Origin of the sequence: Clostridium yunnanense (assembly GCF_016595795.1) — a bacterium.
Taxonomy (GTDB): domain Bacteria; phylum Bacillota; class Clostridia; order Clostridiales; family Clostridiaceae; genus Clostridium_AR; species Clostridium_AR yunnanense.
In genome coordinates, this window is record NZ_JAENHN010000064.1 from 39,209 (window position 1) to 65,912 (window position 26,704).

The window sequence follows — 26,704 nt, forward strand, 5'->3', positions numbered from 1 at the left end:
TATAAAATTTTAAGTGTAGTAAGTTTGTATTATTAGTTACTGGTTTAAAGGGTATGCCAGAAGAATTACTTGAGAGTTTAGCTATAGATATACGTTAGTTAGGTGTAATATATAAGAATAATAAAAGTGACAGTAAGTATAAGACAGCTTGGGAATCGGAGTTTTTTTATTTATGCCTTCATATTGATGAGGTTGTTCGGTTTGAAAGATAAATGACTAAGACTCTTTTTAACAACCCAAAAGAGCTTAGATCAAAATTCAAGCTACACATACTCATCTTAAAATGCAATACTTCTAATTTAGAGAGACTATCAAACCCCTTCGCGAGATCCCTCTGGAGTTTTGATTTTATATTTTGAAGGTTAGAAGCAGTGAGTATATATGTTCCATGAAAGTCATACTACATTACAGAGAGTTGATAGTGCAAAATATTGATTCTCTAATTTTTTTTGTAAAATTCAATGAAAAATAAATGAGTGTTTATGCTTTGTAACTATATTATTATTTTTTATATGTATTTTTTCTGTGTTTACAGCTTCTGTAACTGTTATTATACCTTCTTTTTTAGTGTTTCCAGAAGACAAGATTATTTAGAATAAGGAATTGCAGCTTTAGGGGAAAAGGATTAATTTTATGTTCATGAATAGAAATGAAGAAAGTCTCATATTTATGTATAAGAATATTAGTGGATTTTTAAAAGCTATGATGCTAATAAATAAAGATTAAATCTTCAGCTTAGGTCGTTAATAATTCTAATTATTTTTCTTGTTTTAATGGTTATTTGGGGGGGGGATAATAAGTGAAGAAAAAACGAAAATCAAATAAAAGAAAAAGTAGGACAAGGCAAATAACCTTAATTTGCATAGTAATATTATCTTTACTATACACCTTTATATATAAGCAAAATAACTCACAGAATGTAGAGATTGTAAAAGTATCTACAGTGAGTCAACATCTAGATGCTAATAAGACTGATAATAATGTTGGTGGCAATGAAGTAAACGAGTCTCAAGAAATAGACAAAAGTAAGCCTGATAATATAGATGATGAAAGTATAAACCCAAGAGCAAATAGAAAGCAAATAGAAGTTGATAAGAATAGTTTTGATGCTGGAAAAATACAAGGTTTTCTATCTAAAAATATTAAGATAAACGATGGAAAGAAAATCGCGTTTTTAACCTTTGATGATGGACCTTCTACAACTGTAACACCTAAGGTTCTTGAGATATTAAAGAGAAATGATATAAAGGCAACTTTCTTTATAGTTGGAAAGCAAGTAGAAGAAAATCCAGGTGCTAAGAATCTACTACTGGAGATATATAAAGATGGACATGCTGTAGGTAATCACACATATTCTCATAACTACTCAAAGCTCTATCCAGCAGGGAAAGTTGATACAAATGCATTTATGGAAGAGATAATAAAAACAAGTGAAATAATGAGAGCTGTGTTGGGACAAGATTTTGATACAAAAGTGATAAGATTTCCGGGAGGTCACCCATCTTGGAAGGGAACTGAACAAATAGATAGCCAGTTAGAAGCTACTGGTTACAAGTATATAGACTGGAATGCACTTGTAGGTGATTCTGAAGGTGGTACGAGGACAAAAAATCAAATTATAAACAGATATAAACAAACATTTGTAGGCCAAGAGAAAGTTGTAATACTAATGCATGATACATATGGAAAAAACAGCACTGCTGAAGCATTACAATATATAATTGATGACCTAAAAGGTAAAGGGTATGAGTTTAAAACTTTGAAATAGAAATATACAAGATTGATAAGGGTGGAGAAGCAATATGAGCTTCTATATTTTTTACTGCAAAGGGAAGTATAAAATTACATGTTATTCAACAAAATAGGTTAGTATTGATTTATGTAATCCTTTGTGATAATATTATAGTGTTGTTTAAAAAGAATATGCGGCGGTAGCTCAGTTGGATAGAGTAGCTGGCTACGAACCAGTTGGTCGGGGGTTCGAATCCTCTCCGCCGCACCAGATATAAGGACCCTCCACATTCTGTGGAGGGTCTTTTTGTTTCAAATAATACAATTAATCTTAATTAAGTAAAATTAATTTTTTACACTTATATTTATTTTAGAATCTTGTTTAATTTATGAACTGACTGTTTTTAAAAAGATGGCTAAGGACATAAGTATAATCCTTATGAACTTCAAAAAACTAGGGCATAGCATTAACGGTTTTTTAACCGTAAACGCTATAGCCCTTTCATAATTTTATAAACATATTATATTGGTAGAATTATAAAGCAGTATTATTATTTAGATCCGCCATAGCTTTTGTAAGTAGCATAAACCGCATTGGCATATTGGTCAGCTAAGATTGGACGACCGTAAGAGTCTGTTGCACCTGGATACCAATTTGGTCCTCCGTTATAGTGTAGTAGACCGTTATATACTCCGCCAAATTGTATGATGTTTTCATTAAGAATTAGCCCACCCATACATACTTGGTCTTGAGGACTATTGTTATCGTAAGTACGTCCAAAGGTTGATGCAAACTTAGATGCGTAAGCGCTTCTTGTATTTGGTTCTACTTGCATCAATCCGTCACCAGCTGATGGGCTTCCTGATAAACCTGCTCCAAAGTTACTTTCTTTTTTAATAACTGCACATAATAGTAAAGCAAAGTCTCCACCTTTACCAAACTTTGTATCAACATTAGATGCATATCTCCATATATCACTTGGAACTTCTGCAGGTTTAGATACTGATGGATTAGTAGATGAACTTACAGCTTGTAAAGAAACATTATCAAAATATACTTCGTGAACTGGTAAAGTACCACTTACGTTACCTGTTCCAAATAAAACTATTGCAGAGCTATCATTTGTGTTCATTTTGAATTGATAACTATAAGTAGTCATTGTTCCTGTAGTATTAACATTAACATCAAAATACTCAGCATAAGTTTGACTATTTTCCACAACAACTTTAATAGCTCTATTTACAGAAGAGCGAGCTCTAAAGCTTAACTTATAAGTTTTTCCTGAAGTCAGAGAGAAAGTATTAGATTTTAATTGTGTTGCCCACCAAGTATTTCCTACAGTTCTTACATATTCTTTATATTCGCCATTTTTTACTGCGGTAGAAGTATCGGCTCCTTCTCCATACCATAAGGTCCAGCTTGTACTACCATTAGAAAAGTCACCATTTTGTACAAGATTTGATTCAGCAGCGGAAGCATTGCGACTATTAAAGCCGACGAATAAGGACATTGTAAGTAATGCGCTTATCATAAGTGATACTGGCTTAGAAAAGCTTTTGTTTCTTAATTTGATCATTTTTATTTCCTCCTTTTATAATCAAGTTGTAATATTTGATATAAAGCTAAGCATCTTTCTATTAAACATTACATCTTTTATTAACTTAAACATTTTTATTTATTACTTGAGTACCCCCTTTTTTGTTTAAAGTATTTCTTGGTTAAATTCTTTATTGAAAGTTTTATTCTATTTTTAAACTTTAATTTAAAAAGATATATATTATCTAAATATGTAGTAGGAATTAATATTTTATATGATATAATAGTCGAAATTCATGGTAATGTTTACAAGGAGTCATTAAGATAAGATTTATGCTAGTGGTTTTAAACACTTAATTAATGAAATAAAAACGTGGAAAAAGAGTTTGATATGAAAAGCATCATTTTCATATAGTTATCTGAGATGTGTCACTTATATGCTTTCTAGTGTCTTAATAAACATGTTGATAACACATTTATTATAAATATGTTTATTATCAATTATAACATATTTGTATTTTTAAGGTAAAGGAAAAATAAAAATATGTTTATTGAATTGTAAGTTATGTTTCATAGCCTCAGTTAACAATTGCAGTTTTGCCTTTTAAGTCTAAATCTCCTATAACTTCTTTTGCAGTTGAGCTAAATCCATAGCCTGAATGTATTGGCATTTGTGCAGTATTCATAATAAATTTCTCCTTTTATATAAAAAATTAATTTAGGTAAGGAAAAACAAATTCCTTAAGATGTATTTAGTATATTTTTTAGAGCGCGCTCTAAGTCAATGGTGATTTTTGTAAGGTTGATTTTTTATTATATTAACCTATATAATGTTAAGCATCTCAGCATATAATTAAAAAGCAAAATGTAAAGGGGAGTTTATCATGGGTTACTCCATAAAAGAGGTATCGGAGAAACTTAATATATCACAATATACCTTGAGATATTATGAAAAAGAAGGGTTAATACCATATGTACACCGTAATTATAGTGGAAGAAGAGTTTATTCAGATGATGATTTGATTTGGATTCAGCTTATAGGATGTATGAGAGCAACTGGAATGTCCATTGCATATATAAAAAACTATGTAGAACTAACTATTCAAGGAAAGGGAACCTTGTTAAAACGACGTGAAATTATACTTGAACAAAAAGAAATAATTGAGACAGAAATAAAAAGATATAATGATTTGTTAGAGGTTGTAAATATAAAACTACAGCGGTACGATCAATTAATTAAGGATGAGATTGAAGAGAATAATAGCGAAGAGTAGCTTGGGGGAAAAACTAAAGTATCACTTGAAGAGGTGAATATGTTTGAGATAGTTAAAAAATATATTTACTTTGGCATACCTAGTGTTATTGCAATAATAATATCTTATTTATTCATGTTATAAAGTTATATAGATAAACTACTTCATATTGAAATCTATCCAAATAAAGATTCGTAGAACCATCGAAATCTTTATTTGGAGTTTAATGACTGAAGTAGTTTATCAGTTCAGCGGAATATATAATCCAGCTCAATTTAATAAAACTAAGTGATACTTCTGTTAATTAATAATTGTAATAGGATTATTAAATATAGATTCTATTTGGAACTGGTTTATCTATAGCAACTAAAAATTTTCTTATTATATATTAAATAGGCCTCTGCTAGGGTTTAAGCAGAGGCTTAAAAGGTTTAATTGAACTATTGGGTTATCTATCTATATAGCTTGCTAAGAGGTTCATTTATGTTCATTAGTATGGTTTTTTATGGTATAATAGTTACGCATATTTTGCTTAGAAAAACATATTTTATTGAGTTAAGTGTAAAGAAACACAAGATATAACAATACAATAATAATGGGGGTGAGTCTTTATGAAGTTTATCTTTGATTTCTTAATTAAAAGATTTGTAAAGGACTATGAAAATGTTAATTCACAAAAGGTCAGACAATCCTATGGGTCACTTGGAGGAAAAGTAGGTATAATAATCAATTCTTCAATTCTTATTTTGGAACTTGTTATTGGAATTTTTCTTAATAGTATAGCTATTACAGCTGATGCATTTCATAATCTAACAGATGCATTATCTTCATTAATAACTATAATTAGCTTTAAGTTATCAAACCGTCCTGCAGATGATAAACATCCTTTTGGATATGGAAGAATAGAATATCTTACAGCACTTTTATTTGCAGCAGCTATTCTTGTAGTTGGAGTTGAGTTTATAAGAAGTTCAGTTTTACGTATACTTCATCCGGTAGAGGTGCCTTTTAATTTAATAAGCTTTATTTGTATGGCATGCTCATTGCCGCTTCAGATATTTCTTAATAGATTTACTAACTATATAGGTAATAAGATCAATTCATCAGCTTTAAAAGCTTCAGCTTTAGAATCTTTTACTGATATTCTGGTTTTATCAATGGTTACATTGTCACTACTAATAACTAGATTTACATCTTTCCCTATAGATGGATATGTAGGGGTGATAGTATCATTATTTATTCTTCATTCAGGGTTTGAGCTTGGAAAAGAAATGCTTAATACGATAATAGGAGCAGCACCTGAAAAAGAATTTGTAGATGATTTGATAAATAGTGTAGTGAGCTATAAACCTATTACAGGAGTTCATGACTTAGTTATCCATAATTATGGTCCAGGTAGGTATATAGCTTCTCTACATGCAGAAGTTCCTCATGACGTACCTATCATGGAGATTCATGATGTTATAGATAAGGTTGAGAAAGAGATAGGGCACAAAATGAATGTATATCTTTCAATACACATGGACCCAATCAAGATAGATAGTCCAGAGGTTATAAACCTAAAGAGGAAAGTCTTTGAACACATAAGTGAAATAGATGGTGTATTATCTATGCATGACTTTAGAGTTGTTGGAGATTGCGAAGAAAAAACACTTATATTCGATGTTGTGTTGGATAAGCCGTATTTTAGTGAAGAGAAGGAAAAAGAAGTTAAAGGTAAGATAGAGGAGTCTATAGAAAACCTATATCCATCATATAGAAGTATAATTAATTTTGATAGAGAGTTTTATTAAGAAAAAAAGTACTTAGAATGGTAAGCTTAAAAACAAAGGCTACCTTCTAGGTACTTTTTATTTTTGTTATTTTTGTTATTTAGTTAAAGATTATTGATATACTCTAACGTAATCAACAAGCATTTGTGCAGGGAAAGCAGTTGATGAATTTGGGTTACCTGGCCAAGTTCCGCCAACAGCTAAGTTTAATATGATAAAGAATGGTTTGTGGAACTCTTCAGTACCATTTATATTGTTAGCTATATTTGCTTCGTTGAATTGAACTCCATCAACAAACCATTTTATTGAGCTAGCATCCCATTGTATTGAATAAGTGTGATATTGAGTTACATCGATATTTCCTGATTGATTTCCATAGTATGCATGACCATTGGTATCCCAATGGATAGTACCGTGAATAACACTTTCAAGGTTTACATGTTCCATAATGTCTATTTCTCCACATTTAGGCCATCCGATACCAGATTGAGTTATATTTTGACCAAGCATCCAGAATGCAGGCCATAGACCTTGTCCTTGAGGTAGCTTCATTCTAGCTTCTATTCTTCCGTAAGTCCAGTTCTTAAGACCTTGAGTTTTTAATCTAGCTGAAGTATAAGCCGCTCCACCATAATTTTCTTTTCTAGCTTCTATAACTAAGTTTCCGTTTGATACCCTAGCATTCTCAGATCTGTTTGTATAATATTGAAGCTCGTTGTTTCCCCAACCGCCTGCACCTGTATCAAAGGCCCAGTTTGAGGTGTTAATAGAAGTTCCGTTAAATTCATCGCTCCAAACTAAGGTTGAAGCAGTAGCAGCTTTCGCTGTTGTTGTATTAGTACAAGGTATGAATGATGCTGTAAGCGCAAGTATAGCAGGTATAGCAAGAAATTTTCCTATTTTAGACATGGTAATCCCCCTAAATTTTTATTTTTTTATTAGATTAGCTTTGAAAATTTGATTTAATGATTAGTTTGTAGAGTACCCATTATTTATAAGGTTTTAGTAAAGGTTAAATCTCCCCTTTCTGCTAAGATTTTGAGAAAAGTATAAAAGATAAGTTGGATTGATTTGATAAAGTATAAAGTACTTTATATGATGAGTGATCAATATTAGATATATTGTTACGAATATTTAGAATAGAAATAGAATGTGTCTGAATATTTTGAATTTTATAAACTTATTATACCATAACTTGTTAATAAATCCATAGTTTAAACTAAAATTATTAAAAAATAATTACATAATCTAAGAATGTGTGAAGTCTAATCACACAAACTTCACATTTTTTTTTGATATTGGTTAGATTATTGGAAGATATACTTGAGCATATAGAACTGTGATATGAGATTTGCTATGAATTGTAGGGGGGATTAATGATGAAAAATATGAAAGCTACTAAAGAGAATATTGCTTTAGTTTTAATTACAATATTATCTGCAGTACTTAACTTTGGTAATTTAGGAATTGAAGGTACTGCGAATGCTTATTATGCAGCGGCTGCAAAAAGTATGACGATGAGTTTTAAAAACTTCTTCTTTGTATCTTTTGATCCAGCAGGATTTGTAAGTATAGATAAACCACCTTTAGGATTTTGGCTTCAGGCTATTTCAGCAAAGATTTTTGGCTTTAGTGGATGGAGTATAATACTTCCTCAGGCCTTAGCGGGAGTGGTATCTGTTGTAATAATATATCATTTGGTTAAGAGAGCTTTTGGAAGTGTTGCTGGTCTTATTTCAGCGTTAACTTTAGCTATAACACCGGTTTTCGTAGCAGTAAGTAGAAATAATTCAGTTGATAATACACTAGTTATGGTGCTTTTACTTGCATGCTGGGCATTAACGATTGCAGCGGAGAATGGTAAGCTTAAGTATCTTATACTAAGCATGGTTTTAGTAGGCGTAGGATTTAATGTAAAGATGCTACAAGCATATATGATAGCTCCTGCTTTATATATAACATATATTCTTTCAACTGCAACTTCAGTTAAGAATAGAATACTAAATTTAATAATAGGTACTTTTGTACTAATGACAGTTTCCTTATCATGGGCAGTTATTGTAGATCTAGTACCAGCTAGTAGCAGGCCATATGTTGATAGTAGTACAAACAACACGGTTATGGAACTTATAGTAGGACATAATGGATTAGAAAGAGTTAGCTTAAGTAGTAATAATAATGGTAATGGCGCCGCTGGAGCGCCTGGAGGAAATGGTCAACGTCCATCAAGACAGCAAGATGGAACTAGCTCTGCTTCTGACACAATACAAAATAATAAAAATACATCAAATAACACAAGCAGTAATACACAAGATGGAAATGATAAAATGGCTCCTGGAAGAGATGACCAAACTCCACCAAGTGGACATGGACAGTTTGATCCACCAGGTAACAGGCAAGGTAATGGTGTTCAAATGAGCGGAGGAAGTTTAGGACTTGCAGGCAGCTTTGGAGCTCAAACACCATCTAGTATTACAAGACTATTTTCAAAGAATATACTGTCAGACCAAATAGTTTGGTTCATACCACTTGCTATATTTGGATTTATAGCAGCAGCAATTAAAGAAAGGTTAAAGTTACGTTTAGACAATACTAAAAAACAGGCTTTAGTATTATGGGGAATGTGGTTCTTACCGGTATTTGTGTATTTTAGTTTTAATACAGGTACATTTCATTCATACTACTTAACAATGTTAGCTCCACCAACTGCGGCTTTAGCTGGAATTGGAATAACAATTATGTGGCAGCTTTATAAAGAAGGTGGATGGAAGTCATGGTTTTTCCCAGTTGCTTTAATATCTAATGGGTTAGTTCAAATGTTAATGTTATCTTACTTTGTTGACACATCAAATATTATAAAAATACTAGCAGTTTTAGTAATTATATTATGTTTAGGGTCATCTGTAATTCTGTTAATGTTAAACCTTATGAATATTGGTAAAAAAGGATTGGAAAATGAATCTAATAATAAAAGACATGGTATAACACTTAGATTTAAAAACATAATAGTAAGTTTAGCTGTAGTAGGACTTATGATAACGCCTTTTGTAGGATCAGCAGCAGCTTTAGTTTATCCTTTAAATAGTTCGTTCCCGGCAGCAGGTTTAGAGCTTTTATCAGGAAGTTCTACAGGTGAAGGCAATTTGGATGGAAGCATGGGGAATAGTAGAGATTCGGCATTAGTAAGTTTTCTAGAAAAAAATAAAACCGCTAATCAAAAGTACCTACTTGTTGTATCAAATGCTAATTCAGCATCAGATATAATAATAAGCACTGGAGATCCTGTAATGGCTATAGGAGGATTCCTTGGAAACGACAAGTCAATAACTTTAGATCAATTTAAACAATTAGTTGCTAAGGGTGAAGTAAGGTATGTTATGACTGGTGGAATGGGTGGAGGAAACTCATCAAGCAGTGAGATAATGAATTGGGTAAAGCAAAATGGTAAGTTGGTTTCCTCGAGTGAATACAGCGATTCTACTCAAGTAAATGTCACAGATAATGCAACTATATCCGACACATCAGCAAGTACTAAGGCTGTAGGTGATAATAATTCACCTAATAGTAATAATACATCGAATCAAGATGATCAATCAAAACAAAATGGTAGAGGGTTTGGGGGAAACTCAGGTTCATTATATGATTTAAAATCCTATACAGATAGCGTATCATCAAAATAAAATATATTTACTGGGAAATAAATAAAATACACCTCCAACAGAGATATTGCCTCTGTTGGAGGTGTTATCTTTTATAACTTGATATAGCTATTTATTTTCTTAAAACCTTTAGAGCATCTGCTACTTTTCTTGCAAAAGCTAGTGGATTATCTATAGATTCAAAGTGAATATACATAAGTCTTGGATCATCAAAAAGCCAATGATTATGAAGAGCTGTAATAGTAATTCCGTGATGTCTAAGAATACTAATAAAATCATTTATCTCTCTTTGTAGAATCACTGTTTCGCCTAAATTAAGAGCTCTACCTGGATTATCTACAGATTCAAAAGAAAACAATGCTGATAGAGCTAATGGAGAATGAGTTGGTCTACCTAATATTTCTGCGTGTATATCTCTCATGAAAGTTACAGCGCATACTCTATTATTACAGGTAAGAATTTCTGCACCAAGTATCTTGGCAAATTCACTGCAAACGTTACGTTTTTCCATAACTAATTAAATCCTCCTATATATTTAGAAATCAAATTATTTGTTTGTTAATGCTACATAGGAAGTTCTGATTTCCTATGTAATACAATAGGAGGCTATATAGTTTATAGTATGAACATATCATAGGAAATGTGTACAAACTATTGATTGAATTAAAAATAATTATAATCAAGGAATTAATAGGAAAATTTATGATTATGTACATAATAATTCATGTTGAGTGAAAAATAATAATTGTTTATTAAAAACATATTTTTAAAGTTACTTTTAGGAGGATATAAATGGAGAATATAAATGTTAACAATCTTGATGTATTTTCAAGTAATCATGAGCCATATTGGATAGCATCAACAAATAAAACTGATTATCCTAAGTTAGAAAATGATATAACAGTAGATGTAGCAATAATAGGAGGAGGTATTGTTGGGATAACTTCTGCCTTTCTTCTAAAAAGACAGGGACTTAAGGTTGCTATCTTAGAAGCTAACAGTATTGCGCATGGTACTACTGGACATACAACTGCAAAGATAACTTCTCAGCATGGATTAATCTACGATAAAATCACTAAGAATTTTGCAGAAGAAAAAGCAAGAAAGTACGCAGAAGCTAATGAATCAGCAATTCAGTTTATCTACAATCTAACTAAAGAGAAAAATATCGATTGTGATTTTCAGTGGAAGCCTTCTTACATATACACTCAATCAGATGAGTATATAGAAAAAATTCAAAATGAGGCAAAAGCAGCATCTAAGTTAGGTATAAAAGCAAACTATCTTGATACAGTGCCTTTACCTTTCAGTGTAAAGGCTGCTGTAAGATTTGATGATCAAGCACAATTTCATCCGTTAAAATATCTTCTTGCATTAGCTAATGATATACCTGGAGATGGAAGTAATATATTTGAACATACAAGAGTAGTTGATGTTGACGATAATGAAAAGTGTGTGGTAAAAACAGATGATGGTAAAAAAATTACTGCATCCAAGATTATAGTAGCATCACATTTTCCTTGCTATGATGGATTAGGCTTATATTTTGCAAGGATGCATGCAGAGAAATCATACATAATAGGGGTTAAGGCTAAGGACCCATTCCCAGAAGGTATGTTTATAAGTGCAGAAAAGCCGTTAAGATCTCTTCGTTCCCAAAAATATGAGGGTGGTGAGCTTGTACTTATAGGTGGAGAGCATCATAAAACTGGAAGTGAGAAAAAAACTAATGTTCATTATGAAAACTTAGGAAAGTTTGCAATGGAAAACTTTAATTTAGAAAGTATTTTATATAGATGGTCCACCCAAGATTGTGTAACTGTAGATAGTCTTCCATACGTTGGTTATATAAATTCAAGAACTTCAAATGTTCTAGTCGCTACAGGCTTTGGAAAATGGGGGATGACTAATGGTACTGTTTCAGCCATGATTTTAACGGATTTAATTACAAAAGGTGAAAATCAATGGGCATCAGTGTATAATCCATCAAGATTTGATATAAGCTCTGTCCCTAAACTTATATCGGAAAATTTAGATGTGGCCAAAAGTCTTATATCAGGTAAACTTTCACCAGTACCTCACGACATAGATATTAAGAATGGTGAGGCGGAGGTTATAGAGATAGATGGTCAAAAGATGGGGGCATATAGAGATGAAAACGGAGTACTGCATGTAGTTGATACAACATGTACACACTTAGGCTGCGAGCTGCAATGGAATGAGGCAGAGAAAACTTGGGATTGCCCTTGCCATGGTTCAAGATTTAATTATGATGGTGGAAATGTTGAAGGGCCTGCATTTAAAAGATTAAATTACCAAGGATATGGACCTAACAAACCAGATCCAAATATATTTTAATTAGATTTAATATAAATTATTTCAATCTGAAAGTTATTTTTACAAAATCTCTATAGCAATTGTCCAAAAGGGAAGCATATAGAAATAACCTATTAATAAAAAATATTATAGGTTATTTCTATACAGTATTATAGCTGCAATTCTTGACCTCTATACTTTATTTCTTTAACTTCTACAGGTAGTGATGCAACCTTTTCTTTAAACTTAGTTGTAGTTCCATAATCCTCACCAAAATGCATTGGTATAAATATTTTTGGAGAGAGTTCTTTTATGAAGTATTCTCCGCCAACACAATAATTGTGTTCAAGTCTTGGATCTACAGGGAATAAGGCTATATCTATAGCATTTCCTTTTATTTTTGATATCTCATCTTTAAACATTCTTTCAGCTTCTTTAATATCAGATTCTTCATCATCCCACCAGTACCACCAGTTTAAATCTCCTGAGTGAAATATGTTGGTGTCGTCGACCTTAACTAAAAAAGATACTCCAAGATCTGTTGAACCAAAGGCTTTGATTTCTGCACCTTGTATATTTAAGGTTTCATAAGCTGATATTATATTTATGTTTTTACTATTACTATTAGGTTGTATATCACTGCTTAAAATATAACTAATATCTGGTCTAACACCCTCCCATTCAAGAATAACTGGGTTGAAGTGATCTGCGTGGCTGTGAGAGGAAAATACTATTAGCTTCTTAGGGGTATTTAGGTCGTCTTCGCTTATAGAGCCAGTTGTTCTGTTTTTTATCTCACTATCGACAGTATCTTTAAAATAATCGAAGATTAGAAGATAGTTTTCAGTTTCTACTGAAAATCCGCTATTATAAAGATAATTTATTTTTACATTAAATTTGTTCATTTATATCACCCATTCCATTATTTTATTAAAAATCAGTTTACAATTATTACAAATTATAGACCTTATTATAAAATACTTCAATAATCATATTTTTTATTTTGTATATACAACTCTTTTAATGGTTATATAAATATTATTATACTTAAGTTGAGAATATATGACGGAAATAAAATTTCATGTATTTAATAAATATATTGAAATAAATAAGCATTATTTTCATATTATGATGTTCATTAAATATAAGTTTTATAATATAATTATAACCAAGAAAATAATTTTAAAGATGAGGGCTGTAAGTCTTATTATTGGTTAACCATTTGATTTAAACATGGTTTCTAAACGTTCATTATTGTTAAATATTGAATATTTATACTATAAGAAATGATAATTGATTAAAAGATATTTTTTTAAATATATATTTTAAGGAGGTTCAGAGATGAATTTTAGATTTGATCATAATAACATAAATGTTTTAGATCTTGAAAAGAGTTTGGCTTTTTATGAGAAAGCTTTAGGATTAAAAGAAGTTAGAAGAAAAGTTGCTGGGGATGGAAGCTTTATATTGGTTTATTTAGGTGACGGTGTATCAAAGCATACTTTGGAGCTTACTTGGCTTAAAGATTGGAAGGAGCCGTATAACCTAGGAGACAATGAGTTCCATCTTGCACTAAAAGTTGATGATTTTGATGCAGCTCATGCTCTTCATGAGGAGATGGGATGTATTTGTTTTGAAAATAAATCAATGGGGATATATTTTATTAATGACCCTGATGAATATTGGATTGAGATCATTCCTACAAGATAGTTACAAGACTTCAGGCTTAGTTCAGTAAACCTGAAGTCTTATTATATTACATAGAAATTAAACTATGATACAAGGGGAATACTTATTATTATAATTTAATTTTAGGTAAAACTTAAAAGGGGGAAGATTAATGTTTGAGCTTACAAAAGAGTATGAAACTGGAATAGATAAGATAGATAGAGAGCATAGAAGATTATTTGAACTTGCCGATGAGTGCTATAATCTTCTGAAAGATGATGCTTGCGATAACAAGTATGAAAAGGTAAGAAAGGTCATAAAAGAATTGAAAAATTATGCTAAGTTTCATTTTAGTGAGGAAGAAAAGCTAATGGAAAGTGTAAAACATAAGCAAATATTTACACATAAACTACAACATGATTATTTTATTGAGAAAATTGATGCTATAGATATTGATGATATAGAGTCCAATCAAGACCAGTATATAATTGATATATTAACATTTATAGTTGCTTGGATAAGACAACACATACTTAGTAAGGATGCTCAATATGTGAGGGATGTAATTAAAAATCCGTAATATATGAGATTTTAGGGGATTTATCTTAAAAATAAGATAATGTATATAAAAAATCCTTATTGTATTAAAAAGAATTATTGAGAAGCTTTTGTTTTTTGTTTAAGATAATATAGTACTTATTTTATTTACTAGATTATATTATTTTTAGAGGTGAGAATATGCAAAAAATATTATACGTAGGAATAGGTGGATTTATAGGAGCTTCCTTAAGATATATTATATCAATTCATTCTCCAAAGCTATTTGGTACTACATTACCTTATGGAACACTCATTGTAAATGTAGTGGGAGGAATACTTATAGGTTTTATAACACAACTCAGTATTAGTACACAAATGATTTCTCCGAATCTAAAATTATTCTTAACTACTGGTATAATGGGTGGCTTAACAACATTCTCTACCTTTAGTTATGAGACAATTAATTTGTTTTCTGAGGGTTCGTATATATTGGCTATGATTAATATATGTTTAAATCTTTTCTTAAGTCTTATTGGAGTAATACTAGGAAAAGGAATAGCGCAAAACATATAAAGTTATCATGTTATAAATATATGGTTTATAGAAAGCTTAGTTTATTAGCCCAGATTACTTTTAATCTGGGCTAATAAACTATTATAGATGAGCAGTTTGCTTTACTTGATTAATTATATCTTGGTTTTCTACTTCTTCTAAGGACTCATTCCAGTGTTTATCAAACTTTATCTTATATATTTCTACACTACTCTCATCATCAACAGGACACATAAGTACGTATTCAGCAGAATTGACTAAAACTTGGTCTAAGATTTTATAATCTATTTTGTTTCCGTTTTCATCTCTAAAACTCATTATTTTATGTTGAGCCATAATAAATATCTCCTTTCCATTTGATTTACTATTTTATTATTTACATAAATAAAAATTATATGAGAGTTGAAAAATAAAATAAGATAGTTATAAAAGATTTTTATGACTTAAATTTTAATATTTAGGGAATCCTTATATTGAAACTTTTAATAAATTGGTCAATAAATTTGAAAGGAGTTGAAAGACCGTTGATTTAGACTAATTTTTGCATAAAATTATGTCTCATGTAGGGTGGATACATCCGAAATTACGCCTACGGAGTGTTAGACCAGACGAATCTATATATTTATAAATATATAAATCGTGCACGATGATATAGGAAGTAAACATAAACTTGTATAAGGTTTGTTAGTTTACAAATAACGGGATATATGAATAGAAGTGTAGGAGTAAACCTTAATAAAGAATTTAGACATCTTATGAAGTATAAAAGATCACCTTTTCCAAAGGAAGATTTAGAATCAGCTTATATGGAATATGATCACTGTGAACAAAAAGAATATGATCATCACCATAATAACGATAAACAACATGAAATGTTTGAAGATTGGGGAATGAAGGAATGTATATATGCTAGTGTTGGATTAGTGGTTTCAGTAGCTTCTTTAGCTTATGTACTAACAAGACCTCATGGAAAAAAATTTAGCATGTTTTAATAAATAACCGAAAGTTAACTGCTATAGGGTTTATTCACTATAATAGTAGCTTATATAGACTAATAATTTTTATAATCAATAGTCTTATAACTACAATTAGTGATGAACCCTATAAATTTTATATTAATAGTATAGAACTAAATATGGGTTTCAGCCTCAATTAATAGGTGTGTATATAAGCATGATTGTATTCACAAGATATATAATAAAAAGATAATTTAGAGGTGATTAAGTGGAATTTAATACTTTAGTAAACTTATTAGACACCCATAACGAGGCTAATATAATAGCTACTGAGAGATTTAAACCTAAAGAAGTTATATATATATATAAGCAAGTTAAAGAGCAGCAGCTTCAATTAGATAGTTTGAAAAAATATTATAATAGTAAGTTTCAAAATATTAAATTTATTGGTGAACCAATAGAGAAGCTTGATGTTGAAACCATTAAGGGATTAGTTGATAAATATAAAGATAAAGGTTTATTAATAAACGTAACAAGAGGAGAAAGAATTTACTCACTAACCTTGCTCTATCTTGCACAAAAATATAATATAAAATGTATTTACTTAGATGTTGAAGACAAAAAACTCATTAGTTTTAATGATGATAGTATAGATATAACTGATGAAAATTTCTATGATTTAAATATAGAAGAGATTATTGAAAGTGCAGGAGGGTCTATAATAATAGATTCTACTGAAAGTAACAGCGAAGCAATAATTGATCAGATAACAGACTTAATATCAAATAATTTAGATGTGTGGGAACGCTTGAAATATAGGTTATATGACCCCAAGGTATTTATCCATAATCAATTGGATCCTATGACAATAAGGTTGGATATGAAGTATCTTACTAGAGAAGAAATGGATATATATAATTCTATGCTTCATTTATTGAAAAAAAACAATCAAATACAATATACTTCAGAGAAGCAGGACTATATCACAATAAAGTTTTTAAATAATAACATAAAAAGCTTTATTTTTAAAAGTGGTTCTTGGTTAGAAGCATACACAAAACGAGTAGTAGATAGCATAAGGCAGGTAGATGATGTTAAAAGTGGAATGTTATTTTTGTGGGACAGTGAAAAGAATAGAGTAAAAAATGAGTTAGATGTAGTTGCTATAAAGAATTCAACTCTAATATGCATATCCTGTAAAGATACATCAAAATATGATGAGGTTGCTCTTAATGAACTTAATGTATATGCACAGCAATTAGGCGGAGAAAATGTAGTGAAGATTCTAGTAGCAACAAAGATGCCCTTAAAACATTCTGTAGAAGAGAGAGCTAAGGAAATGAATATTGATTTAGTTATATATGATGGAAATAAAAATGTATTTGAAGAAAAGTTAAGAAATATAATACTAAAGTAGTTATTTATATACTAAAGGCCCCTTCTGATAATTAAGAAGAGGCCTTTAGTACTATGTTAACTTTTTATATAATTATTAAAAATTATATCATTTAAAGTTTTGTCCCAATGGTTTCTCCCATTGTTATCTTGGTTTCATATCCAAGGGAGGTTTGGTGGATAATATCTTGATGTATTTTAGCTACGCCTTTTTTAAAGAATAATATAGTAGTTGATCCGCCAAACTTAAAATAACCTTTTTCAGAACCTTTTTCAACTTTTTTATTAGGAGTGTAACTTTGAATTATAGTTCCAACACAAGTGGCACCAACTTCAATATGAAGTATATCGCCAAAATTTTCAGATTTAAATAATGACCATTCTCTTTTGTTCTGGCAGAAAAGTTTTGGAACTTTTTCTAAAGCTATTGGATTTACTGAGTAGTACTTACCATCTATCTTTTTAGTTTCACTACATGTTCCATAGTCGATAAAGTGGAATCTGTGATAATCGGTAGGACATAGACGAAGGAGTATACAAGTTCCACCTTCATATTCATTTGCTACATTATCATCACTTATCAGTTCTTTTAATGAGTAAGTAAGTCCTTTAACTTGAACTATATTATTTAAGTCTATATTTTCAAACACAGAAAGTCTTCCATCTCCAGGAGAAACTAAAGCATTCTTATCCATGTCTATAGGACGTGCTTCATCTGTTAATTTTCTATAGAAAAAGTCATTAAAGCTTGTAAACTCAGTTTGTTTTTTTATTGATAAATTAGTATCTATATTGAATTCCTCTATAAATTCATTTACTTTACCTTTACTCAAGGGTGAATCACAATAATAACCATATACCTTTGAAAAAAGTTTTCTTTTAATAAATAGTTCAGTTATACTCTTTCCAACAGGTGATTCATAACACCATTTTAAATAATTTAATCCAGCAACTTGCTCTTCTTCATAGGTTTTTGTTTTCCTATTGTATATTTTAATCATTGAGTACCTCACCTTTTTAAATATATAATTTTGTATTGAGATTTAATGTTTATAAGTTTAAGTAGCAGTTTATATATTTTTTGCAAAGTTTTTGATGCTGTTATTGTGCATGCAACAAACTTTGTTAAATATAATAAAGTTAGATTTATTGTCATCTAATTGTATCACATCCAATTTTTCGGTCAATAATTTGAATTATAATATTTGAAATAAATATTGTTAATCATAGCTAAGTATTGTATATTTAACTTAAATAAGCTTAAGATATCTTGAATTCATATTCAAATATTATTAGTTTACCTAATTTATATATTTTTATTGGCTGGTCAATAAAAATTACGGAGTGATTTAACATGAATAAAACCAAAAGAGCAATCTTTGAAGCTGCAATAAGTATCTTTTCAAAGGCTGGTTATAACGGTGCTACAATGGATGAAATAGCCTTAAAAGCAGGAGTGGCTAAAGGAACTTTGTATTATCATTTTAAGAGTAAGGAAGAGATATTTAATTTTATAATAACAGAAGGCATCAATCTTATGCATGATGAAATAAATCAGGTTAAGAATATGGATGATGATGCATTGGTTAAGTTGAAAGAGGTTTGTAAGATACAGCTTTCTTTTTTGTATAGAAATAAAGAGTTTTTTAAAGTTATAATGAGTCAATTATGGGGTCAAGAACTTAGACAATTAGAACTTAGAAACCAGATTCAACGATATATTTATGGTATAGAGGTATATATAAAAGAAGCAGCAGATACTGGTTTAATAAGAAAAGGTGATGTCTCTTTTATGGCTTATGCGTTTTTTGGAAGTTTAATATCTGCGGCCGTATATGAAATAATAAACATAGATAAGATAAATTTAGAAAGTATTATTGATAATCTAATAGATTATAACTTTAGAGGATTACAAACAAGTAAACTGTAAAATGATTTTTCAGAAGTCTATATTGGCTTTTAGAATAGAGGGTAAGAAATTATTTACCCTCTATTTTTTTGCGTTAAAGATTATTTATTGATTAGTAGGTTAGGGGCTTTATCTCTAGGAGTAGAGAGTATTAATTAACACAAGTATGTAAAAGGCGGAATAAAAGTAAGGATAATAGAGATAATTAAATATATTTTCAATAATTAGTTGATTTTATTACATAAAATGCCACAAACCGCTTTTGCAAAAGATAATTAAAAATAGTATAAATAAAACTGACCAGTCAGTACAAAAACTTATGAAAAGCGGGGTGAATGTATGAAATTTGCTAAAATTGCTTGGAAGGATATTTCTAGCATATTTAGAAACAGATTGATAAGAGTTTCTGTAATAGCAATTATCATAGTGCCTTTGTTATACAGCTTACTTTATCTAGCTGCATTTTGGGATCCTTATTCAAGATTGGATAAGCTTCCGGTAGCAGTAGTAAATCTAGATAAAGGTTCTGAAAATGATGGAAAGGCTGTAAATTATGGCAATGATATTGTAAAGGATCTGAAGGAAAACAAAGAAGTTGGGTGGCAGTTTACCACTTTACAAGAAGCTAAAGATGGATTAGAAGGAAGCAAATATTATTCAATGTTTGTGATTCCTGAGGATTTTTCTGGTAAAATAATCAGTTCAAAGGATCACAAGCCTGAATCACCAGAGATTAAGTTTGTGCCTAACGACAAAAAGAATTTTCTTGCTTCACAAATAGGAGGAAAAGTTGAACTAGCTATTCAGCAAAAAATTACATCAAATATATCAAAAGAATTTACTAAAGTTACTTTTGATAATATGTACGAACTAAAAGATGGAATGCAAGCAGCAGCAGATGGAAGTAAGAAACTTTATGATGGTATAGATACCTTAGGTAGTAATGTACCAACTATGGCAAATGGTGTTTCACAACTTAAAGATGGATCAAATAAGTTGAGTGATGGGTTAAGTCAACTAAAGGACAAGACATCAGCTATGCCAAGTGGAGTTTCACAGCTTTATAGTGGATCAAATCAAATAACAGGGGGATTAGGTCAGTTAAAGGCGTCAACAGGTATCCCTGCATTGCTTGATGGGTCTAATCAGATAACTAATGGTTTAGGAATGCTCAATGATAAAGCTAAACAAGGACAAGAAACAGTTATAAATTTAGGACTTAATAAGATTGATCCAAATAAGGTTTTAAATGTTGAAAACCTTCAAAAAATCAAATCAGTAATAGCTGCAGGTAAAAAGTTATCTGATGCAGATCTTTCAGTACTTAATTCTTTAAATGGTTCTAGTGTTAAGCTAGTAGAAAGTACAATGAGTGATATAAAGCAGTTAACTAGTGATGAAGGAATAAAGGTATTAATGAGTAAACCATCAATACAGCTAGTTTTATCACAGATGGACTTCTCAAAGCCTGAAAATCAACAGGCTTTAGCAACAAGAGTTCAAAACGTAGATAAATTAGTTAGTGATGCGAACTCTATACAAGCAGCTTTGCTAAAATTAAAGAATAATGAACCACAACTATTTACTCAATTGCAAAGTATGGATATAAATAATGAACTAAAAACAATGCCTGTAATAATAAGTTCATTAAATAATCTAAGCTCTGCAAGCAAACTAATTACAAAAAGCGATGTAGCACTTGTACAAGGAATATTAAATGACCCTACACAGTTAAGTAATCAGTTAGCTGCAATGGATAAAACCAAAAGTGATTTAAATGGTTTAATGAATCAGATAGGTAATATGCAAAGTAATGAGAGTCTAAATAATCAATTAAAAACCATAGCAGTTAAACTTGGAACTTCAAAGGCACAAGGAGAACAAAGTGTTCAATTATCTGCAGCAGAGAGAGATGCTATGCTTCAGTACATGAGTTCAGTAAGTAATTTGACTAATGGATTTGCACAGTACAAGCCAGAACTTGATGGAATGATGAAACAGCTAAACTCTTATGAGCAAATGGCTAAAGATAAGATGGCAGTTGTTCAAGCAAATCCACAATCGGCAAGGGCTCTAGGTAATTTGCTTACAAACTATGATGCAACAATGGGCTTGGTTAATTCTAAATTACCTCTACTAAATGCAGTTGGTGCAGCATTACAAAAGCCTGATAATGTTTCAGCATTATCAACTTTAATTAGTGGTATAAATAGCATACAAACAGATTTAGCAAAGAATCAAGATAACTTAGCTTTAATAAACGACTTAATTACAAGTACTAAGGACCCTAAGGTTCAAGCTTTACTTCCTAAGGTTGCAAAGATTAAGAGTGATATTGATTCTGCTAAGCCACTTATAGACAAACTAAGCACTCCTGAAACTTTGATGATGCTTGAAAAAGCACCAGAATTAGCAGGTCAAGTTAAGGGACTTCAACAAGATATAAAAAATAATGCTGATATTTTAGCAATAGCGGATAGAACCTTAACAGAAGGAAACCTTGAAACTGCTCAAAACTTATTAGCATCTATCCCAGAGCTAACAAATGGAGTTCAAAAGTTATATGATGGATCAACTAAAGTTACTGGAGGACTTAATACAGTAAATGGAGCAGTAAACCAGCTATATGATGGATCAACTCAAGTTGCTGGAGGATTAGGACAACTAAATGGATCAGTACCATCATTAATAAGTGGAGTAAATCAATTAAATGATGGAGCAAGTAAGTTAAATAGCGGACTTGGAGAGTTAAATGGAAAGATGCCTGAACTTAAAGATGGTGTTGTAAAACTTACAGATGGTTCAAAAGAATTGTCAGATAAACTATCTGATGGTTCAGATAAACTAAATAATAATCTAAAGAATTCAAGTGAAGAGATGGGAACTTTCATATCAGAGCCAGTTAAAGTTACTACAGAAGCTGTAAATACAGTTAAGGATTATGGTACTGGATTTACCCCTTACTTTATCCCATTATCATTATGGGTTGGTGCAATCATGATGTTCTTCGTAATATCACCAAAGGTTGCTGATGGAATGAATGCAGGTTCTGCTTCAAGAGTATTGGGTAAATACTTCTCATATACCTTCATAGGATTACTTCAAGCAGTATTAGTAAGTATAGTTGTTTTATTCTTAGGATTAAAACCAAATAATATTATAGCTTACTTTGGATTTAATATATTATTATCCTTTACTTTTATAGCGATAATACAAGCGCTGATATCTCTACTTGGAGATGCTGGAAGACTTCTAGCAATAGTGTTGCTTATATTTAACTTAACTACTTGTGCAGGTACCTTCCCACTAGAATTAGTACCTAAATTCTTCACAGTTTTAAATCCATATCTTCCATTTACTTATGCAATAGCAGGATTAAGAGAATCTATAGCAGGTTCAGACTTCTCAGTTATAGTAAGTAGTTCTTTATTCCTATTAGCATATCTAGTAGTATTTATAGTAATAGCTGTTGTATTTATAGACAGAGGAGAAAAATTTGTAAGACTTATAGAAGGTAAAAAGGAAGAATTAGCAGCATAGTTTTTATTGCACTATCAAGTAATATTAAACTGTTGGTGGAATTTATCCATCAACAGTTTTTCTTACAAAAATTTCATATCTTGACTTTAAGTTTATAAAGGTTTAAAATAGGAATGTATTTTTCATACAATTAAATATGTCCTCATAGTTAAATGGATAGAACAGTCCCCTCCTAAGGGACAGATGTAGGTTCGATTCCTACTGGGGATACCATGTATGATGAGAGAATGGCTTAACTGTTAAGGTTAAGCCGTTTTTATTAGTCTTTGAAAGATTAATTAAGATAATAACAAAAAACAGTAGTTAGATAATTTCTTACTACTGTTTTTATGTTATTATTAAAAAAATTACTCATATTTGAAAAACTTCTAAAATCTTAGTCTTTAGTACGTAACCTTGTGTGGACAACATTGGTACGATATGTTTTTCCTGTTTTCCATGTGGCACCGCAGTTAGCACATACTTGGTCATCTCTTAGAATAGTATAACTTATCATGCATTCATGCTCAGAATCATAATGTGACGATACGGAGCAACTTTCAACTACGTCGTCAACATCTATTGTTCTAGTAACTACTCTTGGGTTGTCACAACACCCTATTGGTTTAGCGTTTGCTACTGTTGCTGATTGTGAAGGAATTGATGCAAAGATTCCTAGAACCGCAATTGCTAAAGCTGTTTTTTTGAATTTGTTTTTCATATTATCACCCCTCGATACAAATATTAACATAATATACATTAATTATAAAACTATATTGTTGATGGTTTTTCTGCATATTAGCGTATTTGATAAAAATAGATGTAGTATACTTAGTTTTTCAAAAGATATCAAAAAATAATAATAAGTGTTAAAAAATACATATACAACACAATGTGAAGTCACAAGTAATATATTTTATTGTGTATTAACGTAGGTTCGCTTAAAGTCTTTTTGATTTTAATAATCATGCAAATTCCTTTGGTAAGATAAAAAAGGATAGCAAGCAAGATTTACTCTTGTTTGCTATCCTAATAGTAGTACTTTATTTATATGATGATTAAGATTTTTAGCGTACAATTACTGTTTCAAAAGCAAAACGATCATATCTGTGGATAGATATAGAATACTCAAATGCGCTGCCATTTTCAAAATAGGCAACTTGCTCTACTACGGCAACAGGATCATTAGGCTCTAACTGTAAGTGTTCCTGCTCTAATTCGTTAGATTTTCTAACCCTTATAGTTCTATGTGAACTTTGAACTTTTAATCCTAAATCATTTTCTATGTAAGAGTAAATAGAATCTAAAGCGTGTTGTTTTTTTAATCCTGGTATTAAACCTATAGGCATATAGGTGTTTTCCATAACGAAAGGATTGTTATCTAAGTATCTAACACGAAGTATGCTATAAACAAACTCTTCATTTTCTAAGTTAAGTTTTGATTTAATTTCTTCATTACTTGCTATAACTTCAAATTTTAGTAGTTCACTTGTAACTTTCCTAGTACTATATAGCGCAGTTAAGCCTCTAAACTGGTTTGAAACAAGTAGTTTATTCATGTCAGTGCTGCTTATACTCTTTACAAAGGTACCAGAGCCTCGTCTTTTTACTATCAATCCTTCTGATACTAGGATATCTAAAGCTTTTTTTACAGTCATCTTACTAGCATCATATTTTTCACAAAGGTCTTTTTCAAACGGCAATTGCTCATTTGCTTGCAGAGTGCCTTGAACTATTTGATTTCTTATATCATTTGCTATTTGCATATATTTAGTCATAGTGTTCTCCCAAATTCAAAAAATAGGTATATACTTATATTATAGCATTTTATACCTGCATAATATATAGTTGTTTAATAAAACTTAAAAAGACCTTAATTCTAGTATTTATAGTGGTTTGACTCTGTCGCTAACTAATTATATACAACATGAAGACTATACTTTTAGTTTGTATAAGTACACAATACATAGATATCAATAAGAATCTTAAATAAACTTAAAGTTGATTAAGAAAAAAACAAGCAAGTCTACTAAACTATTTATCTCTAAATATTTAGTAGACTTGCTTGTTTTATTTTAGCTAAGAAAGTCATTTTATCAAGAAAGAGTTTTTGATTTAATTTTATTACAGTTCTTAGTTAGAACTTGCAAGCTTGTTCTTCTTTGATAATAAAAGCGTGAATATCAATCCTAGTAGTGCTATTACAGCTGCACCAATGAATAATTTTGAAAACCCTTCATTTAAAGTACTTTGAAAGACATTTTCTATTGAAGACCTAAGTGATTCTATTTGAGAGAGATAATCTGATTTCCATTGAGAAACCAAGGTGTCTACAGTGACTCCTTTTGGAAGCTTAATGTTTTGTAATTGTTGCTTTAACATTGGGGAAAATTTATCTATCATTGAACTGCTAAATTGTTTTAATACATCAGTTATTGTTGTAACATCAGCATTTTGAAGAGCAGCTAGTTGATCAGGAGAAACAGCTGATGAGTTTCCTTGAGTCATAGAAACCGCGGTGCTGCTTCCTGGTATAGCTACCTTTGGAAGTATAGCCATTAATTTAGGCGATATATTTTTTCCAGCCTCAGAAATAAAGCCTATAAGTATATTAGGAGATATTGCAACACCTATAGATCTTATTAGAGATAGTGTGGATTGAGCTGATGCTGTTTCACTAGGATCAACATTTGTTTGCATTAGATAATTAAGTGGTGTTCCCATGCAGAATCCCATACCAAGCCCTATGAAAGCTAATCCAAATAGTAAAGAAACAAAAGATGGATTTTTGGCCACGATGAAAGCTAAGGTTGAAGTTCCTATAAATGTGGAAGCAAACCCCATACTAAGTACTAATTTAGGCGAATACTTATCTACAAGCCTTCCACCCAGTGGTGCTGAAACACCTGAGAATATAGCCATAAGAGTTACTAGATATCCCCCAGAACCAGTTTTTAACTTCAATGCATTTTCTCCAAACTGAGGCACAAATACTATTCCCATCATACCTGCTCCTGTTATAAAGGAAATCAAAAGCGTAAGAGCAATCTCTCTGTTTGTAAAGTATTTAAGATTTAATATAGGATCTAAAGATCTTTTTTCAACTATTATAAATATGGGAAGTAGGATTATAAATGTTAGCAAGTAAGGCCAAACTTTTGTTGAAGCTATACTGTTTTTAAAGTCATGAAATTGTAAGTTTGTAAGTGCATACATTAATGAGAGTATTAATACCGTTACTATAATACTGCCTAACACATCCATTTTTTTAGGCTCTTTTAATATACCTTCATCTTTTATGATTACTGCAGCTATTATTACTCCAATACATATTGGAACATTTATTAAGAATAATACGCCCCAGTTAGAATTGCCTACTAAGTTAAGTAGTGCAGAACCAACTGTTGGTCCTAATGTAGTTGATACGCCGTACATAGCGCCTACAAGTCCAAGAGCTGAACCTCTTTTTTCAATGGGAAAACTTTCGCCTATATAGGCAGTGGCTACTGGCATTATTCCTCCACCACCTAAGGCTTGAATAACTCTTGCTGCTAGTAGGAAGGAAAAGCTACCTGCATAATTAGAAATACCACAAAGCAGTGATCCTATTCCAAACAAAGTAATGCTTAAGGTGAAAACTTTCTTTTTGCCATACCTATCAGAAAATTTACCAGCTATAGGCATAGAAACTGCATATGCAAGCGTATATATAGTTACTATCCATATACTACTGCTAGAGGATATTGATAGCTGAGAAGCTATTACAGTTCTAGCTGGAGAAACAATACCAGTATCTAGAGCTCCAATAAAGACACCTAATAAGAAGATTATAAGTAGTAAGGTTCGATTATTTTTTGCCATGAAAAACTCCTTTCTGAACTATGTTCATTTAAAATT

The 26,704-nt window shown here is 30.8% G+C and carries 21 protein-coding genes and 2 tRNA genes; 14 read left to right on the plus strand and 9 right to left on the minus strand.

The features are described from left to right. Positions 1–799: 799 nt before the first annotated feature. Entirely contained in the window at positions 800–1,768 is a 969-nt protein-coding gene (locus JHL18_RS26540) for a polysaccharide deacetylase family protein (protein WP_200273592.1), read from the plus strand. 157 nt (positions 1,769–1,925) lie between these two features. After that, a tRNA-Arg gene (locus JHL18_RS22835) sits at positions 1,926–2,002 on the plus strand. Between the two features lie 280 nt (positions 2,003–2,282). On the opposite strand, the gene JHL18_RS26110 is transcribed toward JHL18_RS22835, so the two are convergent. Further along, on the minus strand, positions 2,283–3,308 hold the full coding sequence (locus tag JHL18_RS26110; RefSeq protein ID WP_243278125.1) for a carbohydrate binding domain-containing protein: 1,026 nt from the start codon (positions 3,306–3,308) through the stop codon (positions 2,283–2,285). An 844-nt stretch (positions 3,309–4,152) separates the two neighbouring features. Here JHL18_RS26110 and JHL18_RS22845 point away from each other — a divergent pair. Then, positions 4,153–4,542 carry a MerR family transcriptional regulator gene (locus JHL18_RS22845; RefSeq protein ID WP_200273594.1) on the plus strand — a complete coding sequence of 130 codons (390 nt, stop codon included), beginning with the start codon at positions 4,153–4,155 and terminating at the stop codon, positions 4,540–4,542. Positions 4,543–5,132: 590 nt separating this feature from the next. After that, positions 5,133–6,314 carry a cation diffusion facilitator family transporter gene (locus JHL18_RS22850; protein WP_200273596.1) on the plus strand — a complete coding sequence of 394 codons (1,182 nt, stop codon included), beginning with the start codon at positions 5,133–5,135 and terminating at the stop codon, positions 6,312–6,314. Between the two features lie 90 nt (positions 6,315–6,404). Here JHL18_RS22850 and JHL18_RS22855 read toward each other — a convergent pair whose 3' ends face one another. After that, entirely contained in the window at positions 6,405–7,202 is a 798-nt protein-coding gene (locus tag JHL18_RS22855) for a glycoside hydrolase family 16 protein (protein WP_200273598.1), read from the minus strand. Positions 7,203–7,672: 470 nt separating this feature from the next. Here JHL18_RS22855 and JHL18_RS22860 point away from each other — a divergent pair, with 470 nt between their 5' ends. Continuing rightward, the gene (locus tag JHL18_RS22860; RefSeq protein ID WP_200273600.1) at positions 7,673–9,973 is read left to right on the plus strand and encodes a glycosyltransferase family 39 protein; all 2,301 of its coding nucleotides are present in this window, start codon (positions 7,673–7,675) and stop codon (positions 9,971–9,973) included. Positions 9,974–10,064: 91 nt separating this feature from the next. Here the strand turns inward: JHL18_RS22860 and JHL18_RS22865 are convergent, their stop codons facing one another. Next, complete coding sequence (locus tag JHL18_RS22865) at positions 10,065–10,463, minus strand: DUF1259 domain-containing protein (protein ID WP_200273602.1); 399 nt, start codon at positions 10,461–10,463, stop codon at positions 10,065–10,067. A gap of 281 nt (positions 10,464–10,744) precedes the next feature. On the opposite strand from JHL18_RS22865, the gene JHL18_RS22870 reads away from it, so the two are divergent. Continuing rightward, positions 10,745–12,310, plus strand: a complete 1,566-nt coding sequence (locus JHL18_RS22870) for an FAD-dependent oxidoreductase (protein ID WP_200273604.1) — start codon at positions 10,745–10,747, stop codon at positions 12,308–12,310. A gap of 128 nt (positions 12,311–12,438) precedes the next feature. On the opposite strand, the gene JHL18_RS22875 is transcribed toward JHL18_RS22870, so the two are convergent. Then, positions 12,439–13,173: an MBL fold metallo-hydrolase gene (locus JHL18_RS22875; RefSeq protein ID WP_200273606.1), complete on the minus strand. Its 735-nt coding sequence runs from the start codon at positions 13,171–13,173 to the stop codon at positions 12,439–12,441. 436 nt (positions 13,174–13,609) lie between these two features. On the opposite strand from JHL18_RS22875, the gene JHL18_RS22880 reads away from it, so the two are divergent. From JHL18_RS22880 to crcB, 3 genes are all read left to right on the plus strand, one after another. Then, positions 13,610–13,978 (plus strand): VOC family protein, encoded by a 369-nt coding sequence (locus tag JHL18_RS22880; protein WP_200273608.1) that lies wholly within the window; start codon positions 13,610–13,612, stop codon positions 13,976–13,978. Positions 13,979–14,108: 130 nt separating this feature from the next. Further along, complete coding sequence (locus JHL18_RS22885) at positions 14,109–14,516, plus strand: bacteriohemerythrin (protein WP_200273610.1); 408 nt, start codon at positions 14,109–14,111, stop codon at positions 14,514–14,516. A gap of 158 nt (positions 14,517–14,674) precedes the next feature. After that, complete coding sequence (gene crcB, locus JHL18_RS22890; RefSeq protein WP_200273612.1) at positions 14,675–15,049, plus strand: fluoride efflux transporter CrcB; 375 nt, start codon at positions 14,675–14,677, stop codon at positions 15,047–15,049. A gap of 81 nt (positions 15,050–15,130) precedes the next feature. On the opposite strand, the gene JHL18_RS22895 is transcribed toward crcB, so the two are convergent. Further along, entirely contained in the window at positions 15,131–15,364 is a 234-nt protein-coding gene (locus JHL18_RS22895; protein ID WP_200273614.1) for a DUF1292 domain-containing protein, read from the minus strand. Between the two features lie 371 nt (positions 15,365–15,735). On the opposite strand from JHL18_RS22895, the gene JHL18_RS22900 reads away from it, so the two are divergent. Then, positions 15,736–16,020, plus strand: a complete 285-nt coding sequence (locus JHL18_RS22900; protein WP_200273616.1) for a hypothetical protein — start codon at positions 15,736–15,738, stop codon at positions 16,018–16,020. Between the two features lie 232 nt (positions 16,021–16,252). Then, positions 16,253–17,401 (plus strand): Card1-like endonuclease domain-containing protein, encoded by a 1,149-nt coding sequence (locus tag JHL18_RS26545; protein ID WP_200273618.1) that lies wholly within the window; start codon positions 16,253–16,255, stop codon positions 17,399–17,401. Between the two features lie 91 nt (positions 17,402–17,492). Here the strand turns inward: JHL18_RS26545 and JHL18_RS22910 are convergent, their stop codons facing one another. Continuing rightward, a complete protein-coding gene (locus JHL18_RS22910; protein WP_200273620.1) occupies positions 17,493–18,380 on the minus strand; it encodes a phosphatidylserine decarboxylase in 888 nt (295 codons plus the stop codon). A gap of 353 nt (positions 18,381–18,733) precedes the next feature. On the opposite strand from JHL18_RS22910, the gene JHL18_RS22915 reads away from it, so the two are divergent. The 3 genes from JHL18_RS22915 to JHL18_RS22925 all read left to right on the plus strand — a co-directional run bounded on the left by JHL18_RS22915 (position 18,734) and on the right by JHL18_RS22925 (position 23,041). Then, positions 18,734–19,309 carry a TetR/AcrR family transcriptional regulator gene (locus JHL18_RS22915; protein ID WP_200273622.1) on the plus strand — a complete coding sequence of 192 codons (576 nt, stop codon included), beginning with the start codon at positions 18,734–18,736 and terminating at the stop codon, positions 19,307–19,309. Positions 19,310–19,627: 318 nt separating this feature from the next. Then, positions 19,628–22,828, plus strand: coding sequence for a YhgE/Pip domain-containing protein (locus JHL18_RS22920; protein WP_200273624.1), 3,201 nt, complete (start codon positions 19,628–19,630; stop codon positions 22,826–22,828). 138 nt (positions 22,829–22,966) lie between these two features. Beyond that, positions 22,967–23,041, plus strand: a tRNA-Arg gene (locus tag JHL18_RS22925). Positions 23,042–23,204: 163 nt separating this feature from the next. Here the strand turns inward: JHL18_RS22925 and JHL18_RS22930 are convergent. The 3 genes from JHL18_RS22930 to JHL18_RS22940 all read right to left on the minus strand — a co-directional run bounded on the left by JHL18_RS22930 (position 23,205) and on the right by JHL18_RS22940 (position 26,668). After that, a complete protein-coding gene (locus JHL18_RS22930; RefSeq protein ID WP_200273626.1) occupies positions 23,205–23,528 on the minus strand; it encodes a hypothetical protein in 324 nt (107 codons plus the stop codon). Between the two features lie 346 nt (positions 23,529–23,874). Further along, entirely contained in the window at positions 23,875–24,585 is a 711-nt protein-coding gene (locus JHL18_RS22935; protein ID WP_200273628.1) for a GntR family transcriptional regulator, read from the minus strand. A 355-nt stretch (positions 24,586–24,940) separates the two neighbouring features. After that, positions 24,941–26,668: an MFS transporter gene (locus JHL18_RS22940; RefSeq protein WP_200273630.1), complete on the minus strand. Its 1,728-nt coding sequence runs from the start codon at positions 26,666–26,668 to the stop codon at positions 24,941–24,943. Positions 26,669–26,704 lie beyond the last annotated feature (36 nt).

Coding starts and splice junctions, on each gene's coding strand:
- JHL18_RS22875 (WP_200273606.1), bottom strand. CDS start 13,173: ATGAACAAATTTAATGTAAAAATAAATTATCTTTATAATAGCGGATTT.
- JHL18_RS22845 (WP_200273594.1), top strand. CDS start 4,153: ATGGGTTACTCCATAAAAGAGGTATCGGAGAAACTTAATATATCACAA.
- JHL18_RS22870 (WP_200273604.1), top strand. CDS start 10,745: ATGGAGAATATAAATGTTAACAATCTTGATGTATTTTCAAGTAATCAT.
- JHL18_RS22935 (WP_200273628.1), bottom strand. CDS start 24,585: ATGACTAAATATATGCAAATAGCAAATGATATAAGAAATCAAATAGTT.
- crcB (WP_200273612.1), top strand. CDS start 14,675: ATGCAAAAAATATTATACGTAGGAATAGGTGGATTTATAGGAGCTTCC.
- JHL18_RS22850 (WP_200273596.1), top strand. CDS start 5,133: ATGAAGTTTATCTTTGATTTCTTAATTAAAAGATTTGTAAAGGACTAT.
- JHL18_RS22880 (WP_200273608.1), top strand. CDS start 13,610: ATGAATTTTAGATTTGATCATAATAACATAAATGTTTTAGATCTTGAA.
- JHL18_RS26110 (WP_243278125.1), bottom strand. CDS start 3,308: ATGATCAAATTAAGAAACAAAAGCTTTTCTAAGCCAGTATCACTTATG.
- JHL18_RS22855 (WP_200273598.1), bottom strand. CDS start 7,202: ATGTCTAAAATAGGAAAATTTCTTGCTATACCTGCTATACTTGCGCTT.
- JHL18_RS22940 (WP_200273630.1), bottom strand. CDS start 26,668: ATGGCAAAAAATAATCGAACCTTACTACTTATAATCTTCTTATTAGGT.
- JHL18_RS22920 (WP_200273624.1), top strand. CDS start 19,628: ATGAAATTTGCTAAAATTGCTTGGAAGGATATTTCTAGCATATTTAGA.
- JHL18_RS22885 (WP_200273610.1), top strand. CDS start 14,109: ATGTTTGAGCTTACAAAAGAGTATGAAACTGGAATAGATAAGATAGAT.
- JHL18_RS22910 (WP_200273620.1), bottom strand. CDS start 18,380: ATGATTAAAATATACAATAGGAAAACAAAAACCTATGAAGAAGAGCAA.
- JHL18_RS22860 (WP_200273600.1), top strand. CDS start 7,673: ATGAAAAATATGAAAGCTACTAAAGAGAATATTGCTTTAGTTTTAATT.
- JHL18_RS22900 (WP_200273616.1), top strand. CDS start 15,736: ATGAATAGAAGTGTAGGAGTAAACCTTAATAAAGAATTTAGACATCTT.
- JHL18_RS22865 (WP_200273602.1), bottom strand. CDS start 10,463: ATGGAAAAACGTAACGTTTGCAGTGAATTTGCCAAGATACTTGGTGCA.
- JHL18_RS22895 (WP_200273614.1), bottom strand. CDS start 15,364: ATGGCTCAACATAAAATAATGAGTTTTAGAGATGAAAACGGAAACAAA.
- JHL18_RS22915 (WP_200273622.1), top strand. CDS start 18,734: ATGAATAAAACCAAAAGAGCAATCTTTGAAGCTGCAATAAGTATCTTT.
- JHL18_RS22930 (WP_200273626.1), bottom strand. CDS start 23,528: ATGAAAAACAAATTCAAAAAAACAGCTTTAGCAATTGCGGTTCTAGGA.